This is a genomic window from Prosthecodimorpha hirschii (assembly GCF_001305515.1).
GTDB lineage: Bacteria > Pseudomonadota > Alphaproteobacteria > Rhizobiales > Ancalomicrobiaceae > Prosthecodimorpha > Prosthecodimorpha hirschii.
The window spans coordinates 5,528,859-5,550,990 of sequence record NZ_LJYW01000001.1; the positions used below are offsets into that span (position 1 = coordinate 5,528,859).

21 protein-coding genes, 1 tRNA gene and 1 pseudogene are annotated in these 22,132 nt (G+C 68.9%); 10 read left to right on the top strand and 13 right to left on the bottom strand.

What is annotated here, in order from left to right; translation table 11 throughout:
• Positions 1-53: 53 nt before the first annotated feature.
• Positions 54-551 (bottom strand): outer membrane protein assembly factor BamE, encoded by a 498-nt coding sequence (locus tag ABB55_RS24270; RefSeq protein ID WP_054361124.1) that lies wholly within the window; start codon positions 549-551, stop codon positions 54-56.
• Between the two features lie 177 nt (positions 552-728).
• Between ABB55_RS24270 and ABB55_RS24275 the strand changes: the two genes are divergently transcribed.
• The 7 genes and pseudogenes from ABB55_RS24275 to ABB55_RS24305 all read left to right on the top strand — a co-directional run bounded on the left by ABB55_RS24275 (position 729) and on the right by ABB55_RS24305 (position 6,087).
• A complete protein-coding gene (locus ABB55_RS24275; RefSeq protein ID WP_083463903.1) occupies positions 729-1,337 on the top strand; it encodes a ubiquinol-cytochrome C chaperone family protein in 609 nt (202 codons plus the stop codon).
• A complete protein-coding gene (locus tag ABB55_RS24280) occupies positions 1,334-1,897 on the top strand; it encodes a YceD family protein (RefSeq protein ID WP_054361125.1) in 564 nt (187 codons plus the stop codon). The genes ABB55_RS24275 and ABB55_RS24280 overlap by 4 nt, the downstream gene beginning before the upstream one ends.
• A 175-nt stretch (positions 1,898-2,072) precedes the next feature.
• Positions 2,073-3,140, top strand: a complete 1,068-nt coding sequence (gene plsX / locus ABB55_RS24285) for a phosphate acyltransferase PlsX (RefSeq protein ID WP_054361126.1) — start codon at positions 2,073-2,075, stop codon at positions 3,138-3,140.
• Between the two features lie 2 nt (positions 3,141-3,142).
• The gene (locus ABB55_RS24290; RefSeq protein WP_200912136.1) at positions 3,143-4,114 is read left to right on the top strand and encodes a beta-ketoacyl-ACP synthase III; all 972 of its coding nucleotides are present in this window, start codon (positions 3,143-3,145) and stop codon (positions 4,112-4,114) included.
• A gap of 291 nt (positions 4,115-4,405) precedes the next feature.
• Positions 4,406-4,714 (top strand): integration host factor subunit alpha, encoded by a 309-nt coding sequence (locus ABB55_RS24295; protein ID WP_054361128.1) that lies wholly within the window; start codon positions 4,406-4,408, stop codon positions 4,712-4,714.
• Between the two features lie 61 nt (positions 4,715-4,775).
• A pseudogene (locus ABB55_RS31025) lies at positions 4,776-5,022 on the top strand (MerR family transcriptional regulator); the annotation flags it as partial.
• Positions 5,023-6,010: 988 nt separating this feature from the next.
• Positions 6,011-6,087: transfer RNA gene (locus ABB55_RS24305), tRNA-Pro, on the top strand.
• A gap of 332 nt (positions 6,088-6,419) precedes the next feature.
• Here the strand turns inward: ABB55_RS24305 and ABB55_RS24310 are convergent.
• The 9 genes from ABB55_RS24310 to ABB55_RS24350 all read right to left on the bottom strand — a co-directional run bounded on the left by ABB55_RS24310 (position 6,420) and on the right by ABB55_RS24350 (position 15,525).
• Positions 6,420-7,571, bottom strand: coding sequence for a cystathionine beta-lyase (locus ABB55_RS24310; RefSeq protein WP_054361129.1), 1,152 nt, complete (start codon positions 7,569-7,571; stop codon positions 6,420-6,422).
• 312 nt (positions 7,572-7,883) lie between these two features.
• Positions 7,884-8,870 (bottom strand): TAXI family TRAP transporter solute-binding subunit, encoded by a 987-nt coding sequence (locus ABB55_RS24315; RefSeq protein ID WP_054361130.1) that lies wholly within the window; start codon positions 8,868-8,870, stop codon positions 7,884-7,886.
• A 40-nt stretch (positions 8,871-8,910) separates the two neighbouring features.
• On the bottom strand, positions 8,911-9,630 hold the full coding sequence (locus ABB55_RS24320; protein WP_054361131.1) for an RraA family protein: 720 nt from the start codon (positions 9,628-9,630) through the stop codon (positions 8,911-8,913).
• A gap of 7 nt (positions 9,631-9,637) precedes the next feature.
• Positions 9,638-10,030, bottom strand: coding sequence for a carboxymuconolactone decarboxylase family protein (locus tag ABB55_RS24325; RefSeq protein ID WP_054361132.1), 393 nt, complete (start codon positions 10,028-10,030; stop codon positions 9,638-9,640).
• A 22-nt stretch (positions 10,031-10,052) separates the two neighbouring features.
• A complete protein-coding gene (locus tag ABB55_RS24330) occupies positions 10,053-11,456 on the bottom strand; it encodes an FAD-dependent oxidoreductase (protein ID WP_054361133.1) in 1,404 nt (467 codons plus the stop codon).
• On the bottom strand, positions 11,453-11,785 hold the full coding sequence (locus ABB55_RS24335) for a (2Fe-2S)-binding protein (protein WP_054361134.1): 333 nt from the start codon (positions 11,783-11,785) through the stop codon (positions 11,453-11,455). Before ABB55_RS24335 ends, ABB55_RS24330 begins: the two co-directional genes overlap by 4 nt.
• Positions 11,778-12,884, bottom strand: a complete 1,107-nt coding sequence (locus tag ABB55_RS24340; protein ID WP_054361135.1) for an NAD(P)/FAD-dependent oxidoreductase — start codon at positions 12,882-12,884, stop codon at positions 11,778-11,780. The genes ABB55_RS24335 and ABB55_RS24340 overlap by 8 nt, the downstream gene beginning before the upstream one ends.
• Complete coding sequence (locus tag ABB55_RS24345) at positions 12,881-13,600, bottom strand: aspartate/glutamate racemase family protein (protein ID WP_200912063.1); 720 nt, start codon at positions 13,598-13,600, stop codon at positions 12,881-12,883. The genes ABB55_RS24340 and ABB55_RS24345 overlap by 4 nt, the downstream gene beginning before the upstream one ends.
• A complete protein-coding gene (locus ABB55_RS24350; RefSeq protein ID WP_054361136.1) occupies positions 13,597-15,525 on the bottom strand; it encodes a TRAP transporter permease in 1,929 nt (642 codons plus the stop codon). The genes ABB55_RS24345 and ABB55_RS24350 overlap by 4 nt, the downstream gene beginning before the upstream one ends.
• A 384-nt stretch (positions 15,526-15,909) precedes the next feature.
• Between ABB55_RS24350 and ABB55_RS24355 the strand changes: the two genes are divergently transcribed.
• On the top strand, positions 15,910-16,707 hold the full coding sequence (locus tag ABB55_RS24355; protein ID WP_160321312.1) for a GntR family transcriptional regulator: 798 nt from the start codon (positions 15,910-15,912) through the stop codon (positions 16,705-16,707).
• Between the two features lie 121 nt (positions 16,708-16,828).
• Positions 16,829-17,176 (top strand): RidA family protein, encoded by a 348-nt coding sequence (locus ABB55_RS24360; RefSeq protein WP_054361138.1) that lies wholly within the window; start codon positions 16,829-16,831, stop codon positions 17,174-17,176.
• 144 nt (positions 17,177-17,320) lie between these two features.
• Here the strand turns inward: ABB55_RS24360 and ABB55_RS24365 are convergent, their stop codons facing one another.
• Positions 17,321-19,192, bottom strand: a complete 1,872-nt coding sequence (locus ABB55_RS24365) for a tetratricopeptide repeat protein (protein WP_152982167.1) — start codon at positions 19,190-19,192, stop codon at positions 17,321-17,323.
• A 225-nt stretch (positions 19,193-19,417) separates the two neighbouring features.
• Here ABB55_RS24365 and ABB55_RS24370 point away from each other — a divergent pair, with 225 nt between their 5' ends.
• On the top strand, positions 19,418-20,173 hold the full coding sequence (locus ABB55_RS24370; protein ID WP_083463907.1) for an SDR family oxidoreductase: 756 nt from the start codon (positions 19,418-19,420) through the stop codon (positions 20,171-20,173).
• A gap of 207 nt (positions 20,174-20,380) precedes the next feature.
• On the opposite strand, the gene ABB55_RS24375 is transcribed toward ABB55_RS24370, so the two are convergent.
• Both ABB55_RS24375 and ABB55_RS24380 read right to left on the bottom strand, forming a co-directional pair.
• The gene (locus ABB55_RS24375; protein ID WP_160321313.1) at positions 20,381-20,830 is read right to left on the bottom strand and encodes a Zn-ribbon domain-containing OB-fold protein; all 450 of its coding nucleotides are present in this window, start codon (positions 20,828-20,830) and stop codon (positions 20,381-20,383) included.
• Positions 20,831-20,968: 138 nt separating this feature from the next.
• The gene (locus ABB55_RS24380) at positions 20,969-22,132 is read right to left on the bottom strand and encodes a thiolase C-terminal domain-containing protein (RefSeq protein WP_054361142.1); all 1,164 of its coding nucleotides are present in this window, start codon (positions 22,130-22,132) and stop codon (positions 20,969-20,971) included.

Here is a 22,132-nt window from a genome sequence, read left to right on the forward strand (position 1 = left end):
GCGGTCCCCTGCCATGCCGGCTCGCATCAGACGCCGCAGAAGGGGCGTGCGCCTCAGCGCGTGCCGCCGAGGCCCATCATGCCGAGGCCGGGGCCGGCCTTGAGGATCTGGGACACGAAGCCGTAATCGGTGCCGGAGGTCTTGGTGCGGCGGGAGATGAAGTCGAACACCTTGCCGTCCTGCAGGCCGTAATTGCCGATCTCGCGCACCTTGCCCTTCTCGTCGAAATAGATGGCGAGCACGCGCTGGTCGGTCACCGACGGGTCGAGGAAGGCGACCGGCCGGTTGGTCTTCTGCGAGATGTAGTAGAAGGCCTCGCCGCCGACCGTGGCCGTGGTCGAGGGGGTGCCGAGCACCAGCTGGACCTGCTCGCGGCTGTTGCCGACCTGCACCTGGCTGAGCGCCAGATCGGACACCACATACCCGTGCATGACCTCGTCGGCGCAGGCACCGAGCAGGAGCGGCAGGGTCGCGGCGGCGACGAGAGCGATCCGCCGGCCGGGCCGGAAGCCCCGCTTGGCGCCGATCCGTCGTCCGACTTGTGTCCGCATGCTGGCATCTCCGAATGGACAGAACTGCCGGGCGCGCATCCCGGCCGACTTGGCATCTTCCCTATCCTGCGATAGGTCGGAAGACAACGGCCGGGCTCTGGATGCCCGTAGCCAATTGATACCGGAACGAGACGACCGGGACCCCACGGTTCCGGCACCCCGAGGACCAGAAACCCGATGCTGTTCGGACTTTTCGGCCGACGCATTCCCGAGTCTCGCCAAGCGGTCTATGGCGCGATCGTGGCACAGGCGCGGCAGCCGGCCTTCTATCTCGACCACGCCGTGCCCGATACGGTGGAGGGCCGCTTCGAGATGATCCTGGTCCATGCCACGCTGATATTCCACCGGCTCGGCCGGGAGGCGCCCGCCACGCGCGCTGCCGCCCAGGATGTGCTCGACATCTTCTTCACCGACATGGACCGCAATCTGCGCGAGCTCGGCGTCGGCGATCTGTCCGTCGGAAAGAAGATGAAGAAGCTCGGCATGGCCTATGCCGGCCGGTCCCAGGCCTATAGCCGCGCCATCGCGGCCGGCGATGCGGTCGATCTTGCCGCGGCGGTGCTGCGCAACGTCTTTCGCGGCGATGCCGGCGCCGCCGCGCCGGCCGGTCGCGTCGCCGCCTATATGCTCGCCGCCACCGAACGGCTCGACGGCCAGTCCGCCGACGATCTCATCGAGGCGCGGATCGCCTGGCCGGACCCGGCCGCCTACGCCGCCTCCCAGCCCCATGCCGCCGCGCCGGACCCCGTTTCCGGCGCCGCGACGACCTCCGTGAGCCAGCCATGACCAGTCCTGCGAACGCCGCCCCGATTCTCTCGCGCACGCTGTCGATCGCCGACGTTCCAGGCGACGGCACCACGGTCCGGATCGTGGCGACCGAGGCCGAGCGCACCGCGCTGGCCGCCGATCTCGATCTGCCGGCGATCCACCGCCTGGAAGCGGAGGTTACCGTGAAGCCCTGGTCGCGGACCGGCTTCATCATGGAGGGCCGGGTCTCGGCCGACATCACGCAAACCTGCGTCGTGTCTCTCGATCCGGTGGAGGCGAAGGTCGACGAGACGATCGAGGTGAAATTCGCCCCCGAGGCCGAGGAGGAATCCTGGCTGAAGCGGCTGGCGGCCGCCGCCGAGGCCGATCCCGAGGCGACCGGCGAGGATCCGCCGGATTTCTTCGCCGGCGGAACGCTCGACCCCGGAGCGGTGGTCGAGCAGCAATTCGTGCTCGGCATCGATCCCTATCCGCGCAAGCCCGGGGCCGCTTTCGACGCCGCAGCCTATGGGGCCGCGGAGCCGGAGGAGGCCAAGCCGTCGCCGTTCGCTGCGCTGGCCAAGCTGAAGAAGGACTGATCGGCCGCCGCGTCGCCCCGGCGAAGCCATCGACGCGCGGCCTGTCGCGGTCGCGTGAGGCTTCTGCCGGCATGTCAGAGAAACCGGTTGTCAGGCGGCGGGGAAACGCTATTGTCCCGCCTCCGATCGGCCCGTCCGCTCCGGAAGGGGCACGTTTCGCGAGATTTTCCGCCCGATGGCCAAGCCCATCATTCTATCGATCGACGCCATGGGCGGCGACGCCGGTCCCGACATGGTGATTCCCGGCGTCGCCCTGGCGGTGGAGCGCCGGCCTGACCTGCGTTTCCTGATCTACGGCGACAGCAGCGTCATCGCCCCGCTGATCAAGGCGCATCCGCGCCTGGGAGCGGCCTGCGAGCTGATCCACACCGACGTGGTCGTGCGCATGGACGACAAGCCGAGCCAGGCGCTGCGCGCCGGCCGGTGGAAGTCGAGCATGTGGAAGGCGATCGAGGCGGTGAAGACCGGCCAAGCCATGGCCTGCGTCTCGGCCGGCAATACCGGCGCGCTGATGGCCATGTCGCGATTCTGCCTGCGCGGCCTCGGCGACGTGCAGCGGCCCGCCATCGCGGCGATCTGGCCGACGACGCGCGGCGAATCGATCGTGCTCGACGTGGGCGCGACGGTCGGCGCCGATGCCCGCCAGCTGGTCGATTTCGCCGTCATGGGCAGCGCCATGGCGAGCGCGGTGTTCGACCTGGAGCGCCCGAAGGTCGGGCTGCTCAATGTCGGCGTCGAGGAGATCAAGGGCGTCGAGCAGGTCAAGGACGCGGCCAAGATGCTGCGGGCCGCCAACCTGCCGGGTCTCGACTATGTCGGCTTCGTCGAAGGCGACGACATCGGCCGCGGCACGGTCGACGTGGTGGTCACCGAGGGCTTCGCGGGCAACATCGCCCTGAAGACCGCGGAGGGCACCGCCAAGCAGATCGCCCAGTATCTGCGTCAGGCGATGACCCGCAGCCTGCTCGCCAAGCTCGGCTACATCCTGGCGCGCAGTGCCTTCGACCGGCTGCGGGAGAAGATGGACCCGCGCAAGGTCAATGGCGGCGTGTTCCTCGGCCTCAACGGCATCGTCATCAAGAGCCATGGCGGCACCGATGCCGAAGGCTTCGCGAGCGCCGTCGAGCTCGGCTACGACATGGTGGTCAACGACCTGATGGCCAAGATCGCCCAGGGCATTTCGAATTATCACCGTGCCGGGGGCTCGCTCGACCTCGCGGTTGCGGAGGCAGGTGAGGATTGACCGTGATTCGCACCGTGATCCGCGGCGTTGGCGCCTATCTGCCCGCCGAGATCCTGACCAATGACGACCTGACCCGCATCGTCGAGACCAGCGACGACTGGATCGTCGAACGCACCGGAATCCGGGAACGCCGCCGCGCCGCGCCGGACGAGACCACGTCGGTGCTGGCGACCCGGGCGGCCGAGGCCGCACTCGCCCAGGCGGGTCTCGCCCCCGCGGACATCGATCTCGTCGTGGTCGCCACCGCGACGCCGGACTACACCTTCCCGGCGACCGCCACCCAGGTCCAGGCGGCGCTCGGCATCACCCGCGGCTTCGCCTACGACATCCAGGCGGTCTGCTCGGGCTTCGTCTATGCGCTGGCAACCGTCGACGCGCAGATCAAGGCCGGCCTGGCGACCCGCGCGCTGGTCATCGGCGCGGAGACCTTCTCGCGCATCCTGGACTGGACCGACCGGACGACCTGCGTGCTGTTCGGCGACGGCGCCGGCGCGGTCGTGGTCGAGGCCTCCGAGCAGCCCGGCACGATGGCCGACCGCGGCCTCCTGACCGCGCATCTGCGCGCCGACGGCCGCCACCGGGAGAAGCTCTATGTCGACGGCGGCCCGTCGACCACCCAGACCGCCGGCCATCTGCGCATGGAAGGCCGGGAGGTGTTCAAGCACGCGGTCGGCATGATCACTGACGTGATCCGCGACAGCTTCGCGGCGACCGGCGACAGCGCCGAAACGATCGATTGGTTCGTGCCCCATCAGGCAAATCGCCGCATCATTGACGCAAGTGCGAAGAAGCTCGGCATCGCCGCCGAGAAGGTCGTGGTCACGGTCGATCGCCACGGCAACACCTCGGCGGCGTCGATCCCGCTGGCGCTCGATCAGGCGGTGCGCGACGGCCGGCTGAAGCCCGGACATCTGGTCCTCCTGGAGGCGATGGGCGGCGGCTTCACCTGGGGAGCCTGTCTGATCCGCTGGTGAGCGCCGCCTTAACCGGGCGATTCGATTTTTAGCGTCAATCGCCCGCATCCCCATTTTGCGCGGCGCAGCCCTCGGTGCGGAGAGCCTCGCGGAGACCCTCATGGGCTCCGGCGTGGTCCGGAACATCGCCTATCGGGGCGCTTAATGCGGTATGTGGGTGCACCGCAGCGGTGCAGGCCATTGACCGAGAAGGGGAACTTACAATAGCCTGCCCAAATGCGAGCCGAAATGCGAGTTCGCCTGCAAGGTGTCCGGTCGGGCGGGATCGGACCAACGCGAGAGGGTTGGGAGATGGGGGGCAAGACGGTTACCCGGGCCGACCTCTGCGAGGCGGTCTATCAGAAAGTCGGTCTGTCACGGACCGAATCTGCCGATCTGGTCGAGATGGTTCTGGACGAGATTTCCGATTGCCTTGTCCGGGGCGAGTCGGTGAAACTCTCGTCCTTCGGTTCTTTCCTGGTCCGCCAGAAAGGCGAGCGGATCGGACGAAACCCAAAGACCGGCGAGGAAGTGCCGATTTCTCCTCGCCGCGTGATGGTGTTCAAGCCATCCAACGTTCTCAAGCAGAAGATCAACCAGGCGTTGGCGGAAGCCGAGTGATGCGGGTCGCGGCGGCCCGTCGATCGGACAGGCCGCCGGTGCCACTCAGCGGTTGCGTGACGTGGACAAGAGCCCAGACGCCTTCCGGACGATCAGCGAAGTCGCTGCCGATCTCGGTCTCCCGCAGCATGTCCTGCGCTTCTGGGAAACCAAATTTCCGCAGATCCGCCCCCTGAAGCGGGGCGGCGGGCGGCGCTACTACCGCCCCGACGATGTCGAACTGCTGCGCGGCATCCGGCACCTCCTCTACGGCGAAGGCTATACGATCCGCGGCGTCCAGCGCATCCTGAAGGCGCAGGGCGTGCGCTTCGTCATGAATGTCTGGCGGGACGGCGCCCCGCAGCCGAGTGCCGACGGCGTTCAGCGGTCCGGCGGGCGCCCGATTCCGGAAGACGACGGCTACGACATGTCCGAGGAGGCCGGCGGCTATTCGGACGACGGCTATGCGGACGACGCCTATCCGGCGGAAGCCGACGCGGCCGGGGCCGCCCTGCCGGGCGGCTACGAGCCCGAGCGCTACGGTTCCGAACGGCCGGGCGACACGCGGCGCGGTCCGGGCGATCTGGATCACGGGGAGGCCCGGCGCGAGGCCTCGGCGGCCGCGATGGCCCAGCGCTTCGCCCCCGCGGCCGGCGATTCGATCGACCGGGTCGTCGGCCATGCGCGCGACCCGATGGCGACCCCGCCGACCCGCGGCCCCTCGCTCAGGGCGGCCGATCCTCACCTGCCGACCGGGGAGACGAGCCGGACGCCGCGTGCCGCCCAGACGGCCCGCGAGGGCCTGGACGAAGGGCCGACCCGCTCCGGCTTCGGGGCGATCATCGATCGCTTCCGCGGCAATCCCTCCGGCCGGCCGGAGGGCGAGACCGGCCCGGTGCTCAATCCGCGCCTCAGCCGCGAGGAACTGCGCCAGCTGCAGGCGACCCTGTTCGAACTCCTGGAATGCAAACGCCTGCTCGATCAGGCCCGCTGAAGGCCGGACCGGTCCGGTGACCGGGCGGGCCACGGCCGTGCTGCCGGAGGCGCTCCGGCTGCCCGGTAACCGGGCTAGGGAACGGGGCGGCGCTCGGCTGTGCCGGCGAGGCCGTGGAGGCCGCCGCCCGCCTGGCATGCGCTCGAGGAGGCCCGGCACGCCCGGCGCCGCACCGGCGATCCGGGTGGCGATCCGGGCGGGCCGAACCGCCGCCCGCTCGCGCAAACCGTCCCCCGGCGCCGCCCGACGACGAGACGCGCCGTCGTGGGAAACCCCGAAATTCGGTTGCGCGCGTCGCCGAAACCGTCTAATCCCAGCGCCATCGGAGTGTAGCGCAGCCTGGTAGCGCACCTGACTGGGGGTCAGGGGGTCGTCAGTTCGAATCTGGCCACTCCGACCATTTCCAAAAAAGCATATTGAATTCGCTTAGCTATTTCGGCTTTTTGGCAAATCGGTCATTTCGGTTTGACAGTGGTGCGCGCTGCCTCGGCCGCGACCTGCTTCGCCAGACCGGCCTCGGCGAGGGCCCTTTGGTTCGCTGCGGCGGTGTACCGGGTCACTTCCTTCAGCGTCTTTTGCCCCGTGATCGCAGCGATTTCGTGGGGCGTGCAGCCGGCTTCGGCCAGCCGCCGCTTCTGCGTCCATGCGGGCGCCCGCCGGATCGGCGATGGCGTAGGCCGTCGCGGCAGCGGGCCCGGTGGGGGCTCCGCTGCCGTCTTTGCCGGGCCGGTCTCAGCCGAGGGCGCGGAAGCCGGCTTCGAGATCGGCGCGCAGGTCGGCGACATCCTCCAGCCCGATCTGCAGGCGGATCACCGGCCCCGCATAGGCCTGCGGGAGGGTGCGGTCGTCGAGATTGACCGGCACGGCGAGGCTTTCGTAGCCGCCCCACGAGAAGCCGAGACCGAAGATCGTCAGGGCGTTCAGGAACAGGGCCGCCTCGGCGGCGCCGCCGCCCTTGAGGACGAAGGAGAAGATGCCGCTGGAGCCCGCGAAGTCGCGCCGGAACAGGTCATGCTGCGGATGGCTCGGCAGCCCGGGATGCAGCACGCGGTCGACCTGCGGCTGGGTTTCGAGCCAGGCGGCCAGCGCGAGCGCGCTGTCGCGGTGCCGGTCGAGGCGCACCCCCATGGTCCTCAGGCCGCGCAGGACCTGGTAGGCCTCGTCGGAGCTGACGCAGGTGCCGAGATTGGTCTGGGTATCCTTGAGCCGCGGCCAGCAGGCGGCATTGGCGGAGACCATGCCGAACAGGATGTCGGAATGGCCGGCCGGATACTTGGTCGCCGCATGGATCGAGATGTCGACGCCATGGTCGAGCGGCCGGAAGTAGAGCGGCGTCGCCCAGGTATTGTCCATCATCACGATGGCGCCGGCCTTGTGCGCAACAGCCGCAACGGCATCGATATCCTGCAGTTCGAACGTGTTCGAGCCCGGCGATTCGGTGAACACGACCTTGGTGTTCGGCTTCAGCTTCGCGGCGATGCCGGCGCCGATCTCGGCGTCGTAATAGTCGACCTCGACGCCGAAGCGGGCCAGCATTGCATTGGCGAAGCGCCGCGTCGGGCCGTAGACGGAATCGACGATCAGGAGATGGTCGCCGGCCGACAGGAAGGCGAGCAGCGGCACCGTGACGGCGGCAAGGCCCGAGGGGACGAAGATGGTCCCGGCGGAGCCCTCCAGGTCGTTGACGGCGTCGGCCAGCGCGTCCGTGGTCGGGGTGCCCTGGGTGCCGTAGGTGTATTTCTGGCGCCGCGCGGTCAGCGTTTCGGCATCGGGGAAGAGCACGGTCGAGGCCCTGACGACCGGCGGGTTGACGAAGCCGTGAAAATCGTGCGGCCGGTTGCCGAGATGGGCGAGGCGGGTATTGGGTCCTTTGGGGCCGTTCATGAATGCACCTGGTCGGAATTGCGGACGGTTGCGTCGGGGATCGCAATCTGACGGATACAGTCCGGACCCGCCAGTGCCGAGGCCCCAAGGGCACGAGATTCGTATCCGGGACGGCGGGAGCGGCGACGGCGGCAGCGACCCGTCGCGGATCCTCCAGCCATCGTCCCGGCCGCCAAGGGCGTCAGCGCGGCGCCGCTGCGATCCTGCGATGCGCTGCGGCACCGGCCGGCGGGAGGGTTTCGGGGGAGACGCGCGCCGACGACGACCGGCCTCGGCGGCAGCCGGGACCGTTTGCCGCCGGCGCGCGCCGGATCACTTCAGGAAGCCGGCGTCGCGATAGGCCTTCTCGGCGCCCGGATGCAGCGGCACCGGCCGCATCGTCCAGGCGTCGGCCGGATCGAAGCCCTTCATCGCCTGATAGATGTTCGGCAGGCGGGCGCGGTTGTCGATGATCGCCTTGGTGATCTTGTAGACGAGGTCGTCCGGCAGGTCGGCGGAAACCAGGTAGAGGTTGCCCATCGCCGTCACCGGCAGGTCGGCGCTCTGCAGGGCCGGGAAGGAACCGTTCTTGATGGTCGCCTCGGCATAGCCGAAGCGGGCCGCGAAATCCTTGCTGAGCTCGGCCGGGAAGGGCAGCAGCTTGGTCTTGCGCCGGCCGTCCTGAACCTGACTGGCGATGCCCGACGGAATTTCGCCGGCCGTCCACAGCACATCGAACTGGCCGTCGTTGAAGCCCTGGATCAGTTCGCTATAGGCGGACACGATCATCTTGCCGCCGCCGGCGCGGATCTTTTCGGCCGAGTTGCCGTAGAAGGCGAGCGCGCGCTGGAGCGTCAGATATTCCGACGTCGATTGCGGCGTGACGCCGATCTTGAGGGTCGGGTCGGCCAGGAGCTTGTCGAGTGAGCGGGTCTCGTCGGCCTGAACATAGACCATGAAGTAGACCGCGACGCCCGTCGATCCGAGGGTGCGGACCTTGTCCATCGGGCTCTTGTAGGGATCGCTGCCGTCGCGGGCGGCCTTGGACAGGAAGTCGATGCCCATGGCGATCTGGCTGATGCCGGCCTGGATGCGGCTCGGATTGTCCTTGCCGCCGCCCGGCACGACGCGGATGTTCAGGCCCGGGATGCTCTCCATCACGATGGCCGAGACCCCGGTGGTCTGGGTGAACCACGCGCCACCCGGGGATCCCGAGGACCATTCGATGGTCTGGGCGGAGGCCGAAGCCACGGTGCCCAAGGCAAGGCCGGCGGCCGCGAGGGCGAGGCGGACGGACTTCCAAGTCGATGCGAAACGCATAGCGAACTCCTCTCTTGCCGGTATGCACGGTATCGCCGTGCTACCGGGCCTCCTGGTGGTTTCGGTATTCCGCGAGGGTCCCGGCATCGGCCGGATAGAGGCCGACCAGCGGGCGGCCCTCCTCGACACGGGCCTGGACCCAGGTCTCGAAACGGTCCTGCTCTTCCGCAGGGGCGGCGATCTCGCCGGCGACGGCCACGGGCACGACCAGGGCGCCGTCGCGATCGGCGACGATGATGTCGCCGGGATAGACCGCGGCGCCGCCGCAGCCGATCGGATCGCCCCAGCCGGCGAAGGTCAGGCCGCCGATCGACGGCGGGGCACAGGTGCCGTCGGCCCAGACCGGCAGGCCGACCCGTTCAAGGCCCGGCAGGTCGCGTGCCGCGCCGTCGCAGACGATGCCCCGGACCTGACGGACCTTGAGGCGCCCGGCGAAGATGTCGCCGAACGTGCCGGCGCCGCGATGGCCGTTGGCGTCGATCACGACGACGCTGCCGGGCGGGGCGGCATCCATGGCGGCCGGCAGGGCGCCCGGCCAGGCATAGCTCTCCGGCACGGTGCGGTCTTCCCGGCCCGGAATGAAGCGGACCGTGAAGGCCGGGCCGCAGATCGCGTCGGTGCCGATCAGGCGGCGGGCGCCGCCGATATAGGTCGCTTTGAGCCCGCGCTTGATGAGTTGGCTCGACAGCGTTGCGGTCGGGATGCGGGCGAGCCGTGCGCAGAGTGCGGTCAGGGCTTCGGTGTCTTCGGTCGCGCTCATCGGTGCGTCAGCCCCCGAAGGCCTTGTCGACCGGCACCCGATAGGCGGTGACCAGACGGTTGGTCTCGTTCGCCATCCCGACCACGGCGACCAGTTCGCCGAACATCTCCTTCGACATGCCGGCCTTGGCGGCCGCGGCCGAATGGCTGGCGATGCAATAGGTGCAGCTGTTGGTGATCGAGACCGCGAGATAGAGCATCTCCTTGGTCAGCACGTCGAGCGCGCCCGGCTGCATGACCTCCTTCACGCTCTCCCAGGTCCGCTTCATGGTGACCGGGTCGTTGGCGAGGTATTTCCAGAAGTCGTTGACATCCTCGACCTTGCGGGTCTGCTTGATGTCGTCGATCACGGCCTGCGATGCCGGCGGTGCAGTGTCGTAGGAAAGCGGTTCGGGCTTCACGGGGCAGGTCTCCTCCTTGGGTTCACGGCCCGGCGATATCGCCGAGCGTGACCGGCTTGATCGGCATGCGGATGCGGTAGTGGCCGACCGCGTCGGGGGATCGTCCGGTCAGGTCGGCGAACAGTTCCGTGACGGTGTGGCCGCATAGCCGGCCTTGGCACGGCCCCATGCCGCAACGGCTGAAGGCCTTGATCTGGTTCGGACCGGGACAGCCGCGGCGCACGATCTCGGCGAGGGTGCCGCGGTCGACCTCTTCGCAGCGGCAGACCAGGGTTTCGTCCTGCGACGGGATGCGGTAGGCGTCGGCCGGCCGGTAGAGCGTTTCGAGGAACGGACGGACGGCCATGTCGCGGCGGCGCCGGCTTTCCAGAGGGGCGATCAGCCGGTCGCGGGTGGCGTCGTCGATCCGGCCGAGATCGGAGGCCGCCGCGATGGCGGCGATCTCGCCGGACAGCGCGGCCGCCACGGCGCCCGCAATGCCGCCGCCGTCACCGGCGACCATCACGCCGGCGACGCTGCTGCGGCCGGCCGCGTCGAGCGCCGGACGCCAGCACAACTGGCCCTCGTCCCAGCCATGGCGGCAGCCGACGGCCATCGCCGCGTTGACGTTCGGCACGATGCCCTGGTGCAGAAACAGCGTCCGACAGTCGAGGCGATGGCGCACCGTGCCCGATCGCCAGGTGACGGCGTCGAGCCGGTCGGCGCCGACGGCCGCCAGATCGGTGACATGGCGATGGACCGTCACGCCGGCCCGCCGGATTTCGGCCAGCAGGCCGAGCCCCTTGGCGAGGGTCGTGCGGCCGGACCAGGCCGATCCGAGCCGGCTCAGCGCGCGCCGCCGCGCGCCCCTCGGCGTGGTGTCGAGCAGGGCGCGGATGCGGATGCCGGCCCTCAGATACTGGGCGACGACGAGATAGAGCAGCGGGCCGCTGCCGGCGAAGACGGCGTCGTCGGCCACCGTCGCCGACGTCTTCAGCATGATTTGCGCGGCGCCCGCGGTCATCACCCCGGGAAGCGTCCAGCCCGGCACCGGGAAGGGACGCTCCATGGCGCCGGTGGCGAGCAGGATGCGGCGGGCGGCGAGCGTCCCGCCGCCGTCCGGCCCGGTATGGGAAAGGCTGCCCTCCGCCATGTGCCAGACCAGGCTCGACGGCCGATACGCGGCGCCGGACGCCAGGAACCGGGCGACCAGGGCGGCCCCGGCGTGATAGTCCGGCCCGAGAACATGCCGCGGCAGGGGCGGGGGATGGGCGACATTGCGGTAGATCTGCCCGCCGGGGGCCGGCTGGTCGTCGAACACGACCACCGCCAGGCCGAGTTCGGCCGCCCGGATGGCGGCGGCCATGCCGGCCGGTCCGGCGCCGACGATCGCCAGATCGACGGTCGCGCCGTCGGCGGCGGCCTGATGTGCGGGGCCGGCCGTCATGGCGTGCCTCGTGCGGCGGGAGCGGGCGGGACCGCCGAACCGGTCGACCGCGCGCCGTCCTGGCGGCGGATGCTCTGGCCCGGGACCACCCGCTCCTGGCAGGTCTGCCGGTTGGGCACGCCATCGATCTCGGCGAGGCATTCGAAACACACGCCCATCATGCAATAGGGCATGCGCGGCGCGGCCTTCACCGGCGTGGTGCGGAACGGTCCGTGCCCGGCGCGCAGCAGCGCCACGGCGAGATTGTCGCCCTCGGGCAGCTCAACGCTCCGCCCGTCGAGGGAGACCGTGACCAGCCGGCCGGTCGGTTCGGTCAGGCTCCTAAACATGAAAGCGCTCCGGCGAGAAGGCGGCGGCGAGGTCGGGCGCGAGCCAGTCGCCGGCAAGCGCGGCGGCGAACGGGCCGGCATGGAAGGGCAGCAGCGTCACGCCGCTATGCACGGACGCCAGATAGGCGCCCGGATGGGTGGCGGAGCGCTGGTAGACCGGCAGGCCGTCCGGGCTCATCACGCGCAACGCGCCCCAGGCGCGGACGACGCGGACATGGCGCAGCAGCGGCAGGACGGCCGTGATCTTCGCGGCGGAATCGCGCAGCACCGGGCGGGTGGTCGCCTCGTCGAAGCCGGCCTCCTCGGAGGATTCGCCGCAGATGACGCCGCCATCCGCCGTCTGGCGGATGAAATGGATGCCGCAGGACATGAAGGGGCGCAGCTTCTCGGTGACGAACACCTGACCGCGCACCGGACGGACCGGCGCCGTCAGGCCGAGTTGCGGGGCGAGCGCGGCATTGCCGAGCCCGGCCGCCAGCACGACCCGGTCGGCCGTGGCCACGGTGCCGGCGGCGCCCTGCAGCACGAAGCCGCGGCCGTCGCCGTCGATCCGCGCGATCCGTGCGCCGGCCTGCACCCGCCCGCCGAAACGCTGGTAGCCGGACAGGAGCGCCCGCAACAGGCGCAGCGGATCGACCATCCCGTCGAGCGGGCAGAAGGTGGCGCCGGCGACCGTCTCGCCGATCTCGGGAATGACGGCGGCGATGGCGCTGCGATCGACCCGCTCGACGCCGCTCGGAATCCGGCTGGCCGCCTCGGCCGCCAGGAGCGCGTCGGCGCGACGGTCCAGCTCGGCCGCGCTCAGGCAGACATAGAAGGCGCCGTTCTGCGAGAAATGCAGCGGCACCCCCGAGAGGTCCTCGAGTTCGGCCGCGAAGTCGCGCCAGCCGAGCGCGGCGCCGCGGCTCAGATCGGCATAGGTGGGGCTGTTCAAGCCCTTGCCCTGGACCCAGACATTGCCGAAATTGCCGCGTGCGGCGCGGAAGGCGACATCGCCCTCGTCGAGCAGCAGCACGTCGTGGCCGGCCTTCGCCAGGCCATAGCCGATCCCGGCTCCGACCAGCCCACCACCGACGATGGCGAAGGCGGCATGGCTCATGACTGCACGAACCGGCGCGGGCGCAGGCCGCCGTGGAACCAGTTGACCAGCGTGACGGCGTCGTAGACCGGCACGCCGAAGCGGGCGACGATGTCGGCGCTGTAGGGCGTCAGATTGGTGCATTCCGACACGATCGCGCCGATCTCGGGCTCGCGCTCGAGGAGGCGTGCCGTGGCGGCGAGCACCTCTTCCTTGAGGACCTCGAACGGCACGGTGTCGTCGCCGTCGCGGATCGAGCGGACGAATTCGCTGTCGGTCGGCATGCCGGCGACCGGGGTCGCGGGATCGACGCCGACACCTTCGAAATAGCGTCCGTTCAGCGAGGCGGCCGAATAGGTCAGGATGCCGACCTTCTTGCGGGCCGGGATCAGGCGCTGGACCATCGGCACCTGCAGGAGGCTGCTGGTGGCGACCGGCACGCTGCAGAATTCGGCCAGTTCTTTCTGGTAGATCGACAGGAAGCCGCAGGTCGTGGTGATGCCGTCGACGCCGCTGTCGATCAGTTCCTGCGCGGCCTTCTTGAAGGCCTCGAGCAGGTCGACATTGTGCAGATCGGTCATCCGCGCCGGGGTGGCGTCATGGACGATCTTGTACTGGACGGGGAAGTCCCAGGTCAGCGCATTGCCGATATCGCCGACAAAGCGCTGGAAGTAGGAGCGCACCATCAGGATGCCGACGCTGACGCCGTAATAGGTCTTCTGGCGCGTCATGGTCATGGTCTTTCTCCTTCGAGGACGACGGGCTCGGCCGGCCGCAGGGGGGTGGTCAGCCCGCGCGCCTCCATCAGGCGCCCGAGCAGGATCAGGATGGCGATCGCGAAGAGCCCCAGGGCGGCCCGTTCGATGACCGGCCACTGGTAGGCGAGGCAGCAGAGGCAGCCGGCCGAGACCAGCGCGAGCCGGCTGAGGATCGACAGCCGCGCCCAGGCATAGCCGGCGAGGCCTGCGGCGATCAGCACGAGCCCGCAGCCGAGCGCCGTCAGCGTGGCGAGGATGTCGAGCCAGCTGCCGCGCAGGATCAGGCCCGGCTCGAACACATAGGCGAGGCCGCCGACGAAACCGCCGAGCGCGAAGCGGCAGGCATAGAAGCCGGTCGTGACGGCCGGCGCGCCGGCGATCGTCGCCGCCGCATCGGCGACCGGGGCGACCGGCGGCGAGGCATCGGCCAGGACCGCGAAATAGAAGATGAAGAGATGGGCGGCGAGCAGCGGCACGCCCAGTTCGGCGACGATCGGCGCGCCGATCGCGGCCGTGATGATATAGGCCGGCGTGGTCGGGATGCCGACGCCGATGATCAGGCAGGTGCTGGCGATCAGGATCGAGAGCAGCAGCAGCGACTGGCCGCCGAGGCTCTTGATCATGCCCGTGAAGGCGAGCAGCACGCCCGTGCTCGACAGGGCGGCCGTGATAATGCCGGCCGAGGTGACCGCGACCACGATCATCGCGATCAGGTAGCCGCCGTCGCGCAGATGCTGCAGCACGCGGAACAGGCCCATGCGGGTATGCTGGCGCAGCGCGGCGATGATGACGGTCGTGATGGTCGCCCAGTAGGCGGCCAGATAGGGCGAGAAGCGCAGCATCATCAGCGTGACCAGCGTCGCCAGCGGGACCAGCAGGTGCAGGTCGCGGCCGATGTCGCGCAGGCTCGGCAGGTGGGCCTTCGGGATCGCGCCGATGCCGAGCTTCTTGGCCTCGAAATGCACCACGGCGATGAGGTTGATGTAGTAGAGGACCGCCCCGAGCGCCGCCGCCTTGATGATCTCCGAATAGGGGACGGCGATCATCTCCGACATGATGAAGGCGGCCGCGCCCATGACCGGCGGCACCAGCGGTCCGCCGACGCTGGCCGCGGCCTCCAGGCCGGCGGCGAAGACCGGGCGGAAGCCGAGGCGCTTCATCATCGGAATGGTGATCGAGCCGGTCACCACGACATTGGCGACCGACGATCCGCTCATCATGCCGAACAGGCCCGAACTGATCACCGCCACCTTGGCCGGCCCGCCGGTGAAGCGGCCGCCGGTGATCGCGCCGAAATTGCCGAACAGCCGGCTCATGCCGCTGCCCTGCATCAGCGACCCGAAGATCAGGAACACCGCGACGATGGTCGCGCTCATCACCGTGAGCGGACCGTAGAGCCCGCTGCCGATCGACAGATAGGTGATCTCGGTGACATGGGCGAAGGACAGCTGCCGGTAGTTCCAGGCGCCCGGCAGAAGGTGACCGAGCAGCATGTAGGCGATCACCACCACCACCAGGCCGGCCAACGTCACCGAGATCGACCGGCGGGTCGCCTCGACCACCGTCACCGTCATGGCGGTGCCGAGCGCGAGCTGCAGCGGCGACACGGGGTCGATGAACATCGTCCGCTCGTAGAGCTCGGCCTGATTCCAATAGATGTAGACGTTGGGCACCAGCGCGGCGACCGCCAGCAGGTAGTCGAAGAGGCTCGGCTTTGTCTTCGGCGAACGTTCGTTGGCCGGGAACAGCAGGAAGACCGGCGGCACGAACAGGGCCAGATGCATCGCGGCGAGCGCGAGCGGCTCCGGATAGCCGGTCCCGGCCCAGTAGAGATGCAGAAAGACCGCAAACAGGATCCAGGCGCCGAGCAGTTTGCCCGGAATGCCGGCGACATGACTTCTCATACCGACCCCCTCATCACCGGCGACCGTGCGAAGGCCCCGGATCCGCCTTCCGGCCCCGTGCGCCGGCCATGAATTGGATACAGTGCACAATCATGGAGGATTGGCAATACGGACTGCTGGGCGTGCTGCCCGAAAGATCGGCAGCCGAACCGCCCCCGAGGGTCCGGCGGCCCCTTAGATTGGGATACTTATCTCCTTGATAAAGATATAAAATGCCAATCGTCGGGCGGTCGTTGGCACGGCGTTTCCGGTATTGCCCGCCGGCTGGTACGCCGTGGGTGGATGCCCGGCCCGGTCGGAGAATTACCCAGTTGAATACAATGCGAAACCCGGTTACATGTCGATGGCCCGGCGCATTCCGGGTCGATGAGGGTGGATCGACGCGTGACCCGCAGTCCCGACATGCCAAAGGCCGTCATCGAGGCGGCTGCCGCCGCCATGCCGGCTGCCGCTGCGGCGGCGGCCGAGCCACGCCCGGATCGCGCGGCGCCCGTCGCTGCCGCGCTCGATCTCCAGCCGCTGCCCCGGCGGATCGCCAGCCAGCTTCGCGACCTGATCATCCACGACATGATCAAGCCGGGGGAGCGGATCGTCGAGCAGACGCTGTCGGACGAACTCGGCGTCTCGCGCACGCCGCTGCGCGAGGCGCTGAAGATTCTCGCGCTGGAAGGGCTCGTCCGGGTCTTTCCGAACAAGCGGACCCTGGTCGCCGACCCGTCGCCGACCGAGATCAAGAACATGCTGCGGGTCTACGCCACGCTCGAAGGCCTCGCCGGCGAGATGGCCTGCGAGAATCGCGACGATGCGGACGTGCTGGCGCTGCGCGGCTATCAGGAGCGCATGATCGCGGCGCGCGCCGAGGGCGACCGGATCGGTTACTTCCGCGAGAATCAGGCCTTCCACCTGCGCATCGCGCGGGCGACCCGCAACGACACCCTGATCGAACTGCACAAGACGCTGAACCTGCGCCTGCACCGCATCCGCTTCCTCGGAATCATGCGGCAGAGCGACTGGTCCTCGGTCAGCGCGCAGCATGCGGCGATCATCGACGCCCTGGAGGCGCGCGACGGACAACTTCTGAAGCGGCTTCTGATCGATCATCTGGACGCCGCCTGGGTTCGCGCCGAGCAGTCCGCCCAGGCGGCCCGGTTCCGATCGCGCTCCGACGCCGAGGATGCCTGACGCGTTGCCGGGGCCGGCCGCAACACCATGCGTCGGTCCCGTTCGCCCGCTTCACAGCCACCGCGCGCCGCAGGATGCCCGACACACTGCCTGCTGCGCCCAAAACGGGATTCGCCCCACCATGACCATCACGCGGATCGACCAGAACGGGCGGCGCAGCCGCGCCGTCGTCCACCAGGGCACGATCTATTTCGCCGGCCAGGTCGGCGACGACTGGACCTGCGGCGCCGCCGAGCAGGCCGCCCAGGCGCTGGCCCGGGTCGACCGGATCCTCGCCGAACTCGGCAGCGATCGGTCCAAGGTCCTCTCGGCCACGATCTGGCTGAAGAGCATGCAGGACTACGACGCCGTCAACGCCGTCTGGGATCAGTGGATCGACCGCAACGCCTGCCCGGCGCGCGCCGCCGGCGTCGTCGAGATGGCCGACCCGAACATCCTGGTCGAGTTCATCCTGATCGCCGCCCAGTAGGGCCGGCCCGGCCGCTGGCCGATCGGGCGGGTCGACCGGGTCGCTCCCGGTCCCGGCCGGCCGCCATCGGGCCTGGGGCGGGGGCGGGAGCGGGAGCGGGGCGTTCTCGTCTGCCGGAATCGAACCTCGGACGCCGCTTCCGCGCTACGGCTTCGCGGCGCGCAGGGCGGCTTCCGCCTCGGCGAGATGGGCCTGCAGTTCCGCATCCGCCGGCTTGATGGCGATCGCCGCCTTGAAGTCGACGATCGCCTCCTCGATGCGGCCGAGTTTCAGGAGCGCGTAGCCGCGCGTGTCGAGCAGCGACCCGTCGCGCGGCCGGATGGTCAGGGCGCGCTCGATATCCTCCAGGGCGAGGTCGGGCTGGCCGAGATGGGCATTGGCCCAACTGCGGTCGTTCAGGGCGGAGGCATCGTCAGGCTTGAGGATCAATTCCGCCGACCGCAACCGGACCACCGTCCGATAGTCGTCGAGGGCCCGATCCGCCTGTCCGAGCCTCTCGTAGATCGCCGCCCGCGTGGCGTAGGCGGCGGCAAATTTCGGCTGCAGCCGGATGAATTCGGAATATTCGGCCAGCGCCTGTTCGTTTTCGCCGCGCTCGAAATGGAGCTTGCCCTTGTTGCGCCGCGGAGCCGCGAAGGCCGGGTCGATATCGATCGCGCGCTGGAAGTCCGCCAGAGCTGCGTCGCGATCGCCGAGGGTCATGTGTGAGATCGCACGATTGTTGAACGCCACGGGGTCGCCGGGTTTCAGTTCGATGGCTTTCGAGAAGTCGGCGATTGAGTCGGTGGTCGAACCGACAGCCCGCCGGGCCATGCCGCGCAGGAAATAGGCCTCTGTCGACGGCGGGCCGTTGGCGATCGCGATGTTCAGGTCCGCAAGTGCCGCCGGGAAGTTCTTGAGTTCAGAGAGACTTTTTGCTCGATTCAGGAAGATGCCGGTATCGGCGGGAGCGATCGCGGCCGCGGCGTTGAAATCCTGAACGGATTCATTGAATTTTTTCTGCTGTTGAAGCAACAGGCCGCGCAAATTGTAGGCTCCTGCGATTGTCTTATTGTTTTCTTGGGCACTGAAGATCCGACCGATCGGGGTGCCCTTGTAGGTGTGGATGATCGGTTTATCGTATTTCTCGTCGGTTGTTTGATTATAGATTTCAAGAGCTTTGGAGAGCGTCTCAATGGCGCGATCGGGACGATTTGATCCTGTAAAATGCAGGGCGAGCAGGACATGGGCTGGCGCGAAGTCCGGCACGAAACCGATGAACTTCTGGACGTCGGATAGGTATACGATTCCGTCGAAGAAATTCATCGGCCTGCTGTCCAAAACGACGGCGCGATCCCAGTAATTCCATGGATAATCGGGTTCAAGTTCTATGGACTTGGTGATGTCCTCTAGCGCCTTCCTGAATTCTTTTTGCAAGGCGTAGACTTGGCTTCGATACGAATAGGCAAACCATTCCTTGGGATCAAGTTTGATGGCATAATTCAGATCTTCAAGGCTGCGGATTTGATCGCCTTTCTGATTGTATAGGATGCCGCGCAATGTGTATGAGGACGCCTCGCCCGGATCGAGCGCAATCAGCGCCGAGGCGTCCTGTTCGGCAAGGTCGTTCCGACCGGCGGCAGTATGGGCGAAGGCTCGATTGTGAAGGGCTGAGCCCCTCCGCGGGTCGAGTGCGAGCGCCTTCGTGAAGTCCGCAATCGCGTCGTCGAGGCGGCCGGCAGTCATCCTCGACAGGCCTCTCGTCTCGTAAGCCGCCGCCAATTGGCTCTTGGGATGGCGCCCGAGCCGGATTGCCGCGGTGCAACTCGCCTCGACCATGTCGGTTTTGCCGTTGAGGCAATCCTCCCAGGGGTCGGCCCGGGCCGGCGCGCAGTCCAGGCCGCCCAGCAGGCCCGCGCAAAGCGCGATGATTCGAACCGGCCGAAGGGCAAGATCGGGCAGGGCGCTCCAGCCACACGGCACGCGGCGACCGGCCTTTCCGGCCGGATCGGCGACGACGGGATTTCGAGGGGTCACGCCGGCAACTCCGCGCACGATCGGGCAAGACTGCAACTATAGCATGCGGATCGCGACGGTCAGCCGACACCGGAGGCCGATCCGCGAGATCCCGCCGGGCCGGGCCAAAGGCGCGTGGGACGGGCCTGCTCCGGCGGCATGGCGGGGTGGCGTTCGGGAGGCTGACGGAGCGGCGAAAACATGACATGGTCGCGCCCCTAATTGTCCGAGGTTTGGGAGGAAACCATGTCCGATATTCGCGTCGCGCTGATCACCGGCGCCAGTTCCGGGATCGGCCGGAAGACCGCGATCACGTTCCTGGCCGCAGGTTACGCGGTGGTCCTGGTCGGCCGCCGCGCCGCCGAATTGCAGGCGGCCGCCGACGAATCCGGGGCGCCGGCCGAGCGCATCCTGGTCGCGCCCTGCGACGTGTCCGATCCGGCGGCGGTCGACGCCCTGTTCGCCGCCATCGAGGCCCGGTTCGGCCGTCTCGACGTGGTCTTCAACAATGCCGGCGTCGGCTTGATCTCGACCCCGGTCGGAGACACGGCCTGGGAGGACTGGAAGCGCGTCATCGACGTGAACGTCCACGGCGTCTTCCTGGTCGCGCGCAGCGCCTTCAACCTGATGCGCCGGCAGGTGCCGCAGGGGGGCCGGATCATCAACAACGGCTCCATCTCGGCCCATGTGCCGCGGCCCGGCTCGGTCGCCTACACGGCCTCCAAGCATGCCGTGACCGGCCTGACCCGCTCCATCTCGCTCGACGGCCGGCCCTACGACATCGCCTGCGGCCAGATCGACATCGGCAACGCGGCGTCCGACATGACCACCGCCATCTCGAAGGGCGTCCCCCAGGCCAACGGCACGCTCGCCCCCGAGCCGACTATGGACGCCCAGCTGGTCGCCGACGCCGTCCTGCACATGGCCGGCCTGCCGCTCTCCGCCAACGTCCAGTTCATGACCATCATGGCGACCAAGATGCCCTATATCGGCCGCGGCTGAAGACGGCGCCGGCGGCTTCGGCGGCGGCGCGCCGTTCCGGGGGCTGTCTGCCCTCGCGTGACGGGGCGGGCGACGCGACCGACGTCGCCGCCCGGCCGCCGCCCGGCCTCGCCGCTGCCGGCTTCCCGTCCGCCGCCGAGTACGGACGGCGGAGGCGGTGTGGGCGAGCCGGCGCGGGGCGGGCGGACGGTGCGGCCTTGGGGCCGGTCAGGCCGGCTCGAAGCGCGGCATGGTCAGGGTGTCGTCGATGGTGTCGAAGACGATGCGGACCGCCTCGCCGATGACCGGTTTGCGGCCGCCATGGCCGACCAGATTGGCGGTCAGGCGCGGACCTTCCTCAAGCTCGACCTGGACGACGTTATAGGGCAGGTCCGGCTTGAAGGCCGGGAACCACTCCTTGTGGACGACCACGAAGGTCGAGATGCGGCCGCGGCCGGAGGCCTTCTTCCAGGCGAGGCGGTCGGAGAAGCAGAAGGGGCAGACCGGCCCCGGCGGCAGGTGGGCGCGGCCGCAGTCCTCGCAGGTCGGCAGCAGCAGTTCGTGGCGCCGGCAGCCGTCCCAGAAGGGCTTGCTGTCCGGGCTCATGCGCGGCCGCGGCTTGGCGTGCGGGGATGGGGCGTGTGAGGACGGAGCGGATTCGCTCGGCGGGGCCGTCATGGGGTGCCTCCAGGGCCTCGTGCGGGTCGGCCGGACCCGGACGGATCGATCGAATTGGGCTTTCGGCAGAGCGGTGGCCATCAGCGGGCCGGGAGCGCAGGGCCGTTGTGACGAAACGGAATGCGGCGCCCGCTGGGGTCAGGCGGCCAGAAGGACGGAATCGCCCCAGCAGGTCGCCCATTGCAGGACATCCGCGTCGGCGATCTGGCGCGGACCGGCCTGGCCGCGCAGCTGGCGGACCATCTCGCGCAGATGGTTCCAGCCGGCGACATGGGCCTCCGACAGAAGCCCGCCATGGGTGTTGAGCGGCAGCGAGCCGCCGGGGCCGATCGTGCCGCCCTGGACGAAGTCCAGAGCCTCGCCGGCGCCGCAGAAGCCGAAGCGCTCGAGCACGAACAGCGGCAGCGGCGCGAAGGCGTCGTAGGTGTAGAGCCCCTTTACGGCGCCGCGGTCGATGCCCGAGCGGGCATAGATCTCCTGGTCGACCGGCTTGGCCCGGATGCCGGTGGCCGGCTGTTGGTTGATGCCGAGACCCGGCGGCGCGAAGATGAATTCGTCGCGGCCCGAGCGGATGCCCTGCATGCCGGCGATGCGCACCGGCTTCTGCTTCAGGTCGCGCGCCCGTTCGGTCGTCGTCACCAGGAGCACGACGGCACCGTCGGTCATCAGGCAGCAGTCGTAGAGGCGCAGCGGATCGACCACCATGCGCGAGGCCTGATGCTTCTCCAGCGTCAGCGGCTCCTTCATGAAGGCGTCCGGATTGAGCAGCGCATGCTGCCGAATCTGCATCGGCACGGCGGCGAGCTTCTCGCTGGTGCCGCCATAGAGATGCATGTAGCGCTGCATCGAGAGCGCGGCGCCGCCGGCCGGGGCGGTCAGACCGTAGGTCGGCGCCTCGCCATGGGTGCCGCCCTCCTCGCGCATGCCCTCCATGTCGCCCGGACCGCCGAGCAGGTCGCGCTCGCGCGTGAAGCTGATCCCGGTGACGCAGGCGACCACGTCGGCAAGCCCGGCCGAGACCGCCAGGGCGGCGTGCTGCAGCGCGTTGGTGACGAAGCGTCCGTGCAGCCAGGACTGGTTGACGTAGCGGATGTCGAGCCCGAAGGCCTCGGCGACGCGGTCGTAGTCGACCCCGAGCGGCGAGCCCATATGGGTCGAGAGACCGTCGATGTCGGAGCGCTCCAGCCCGGCATCGGCCAGCGCCGCCTTGAAGGCCTTGGCCATCAGGCCGAGCTGGCTTTCGGGCAGGAAGCGGCCGAACGGCGAGGCGCCGATCCCGACGATGGCGGCATCGATCTTCAT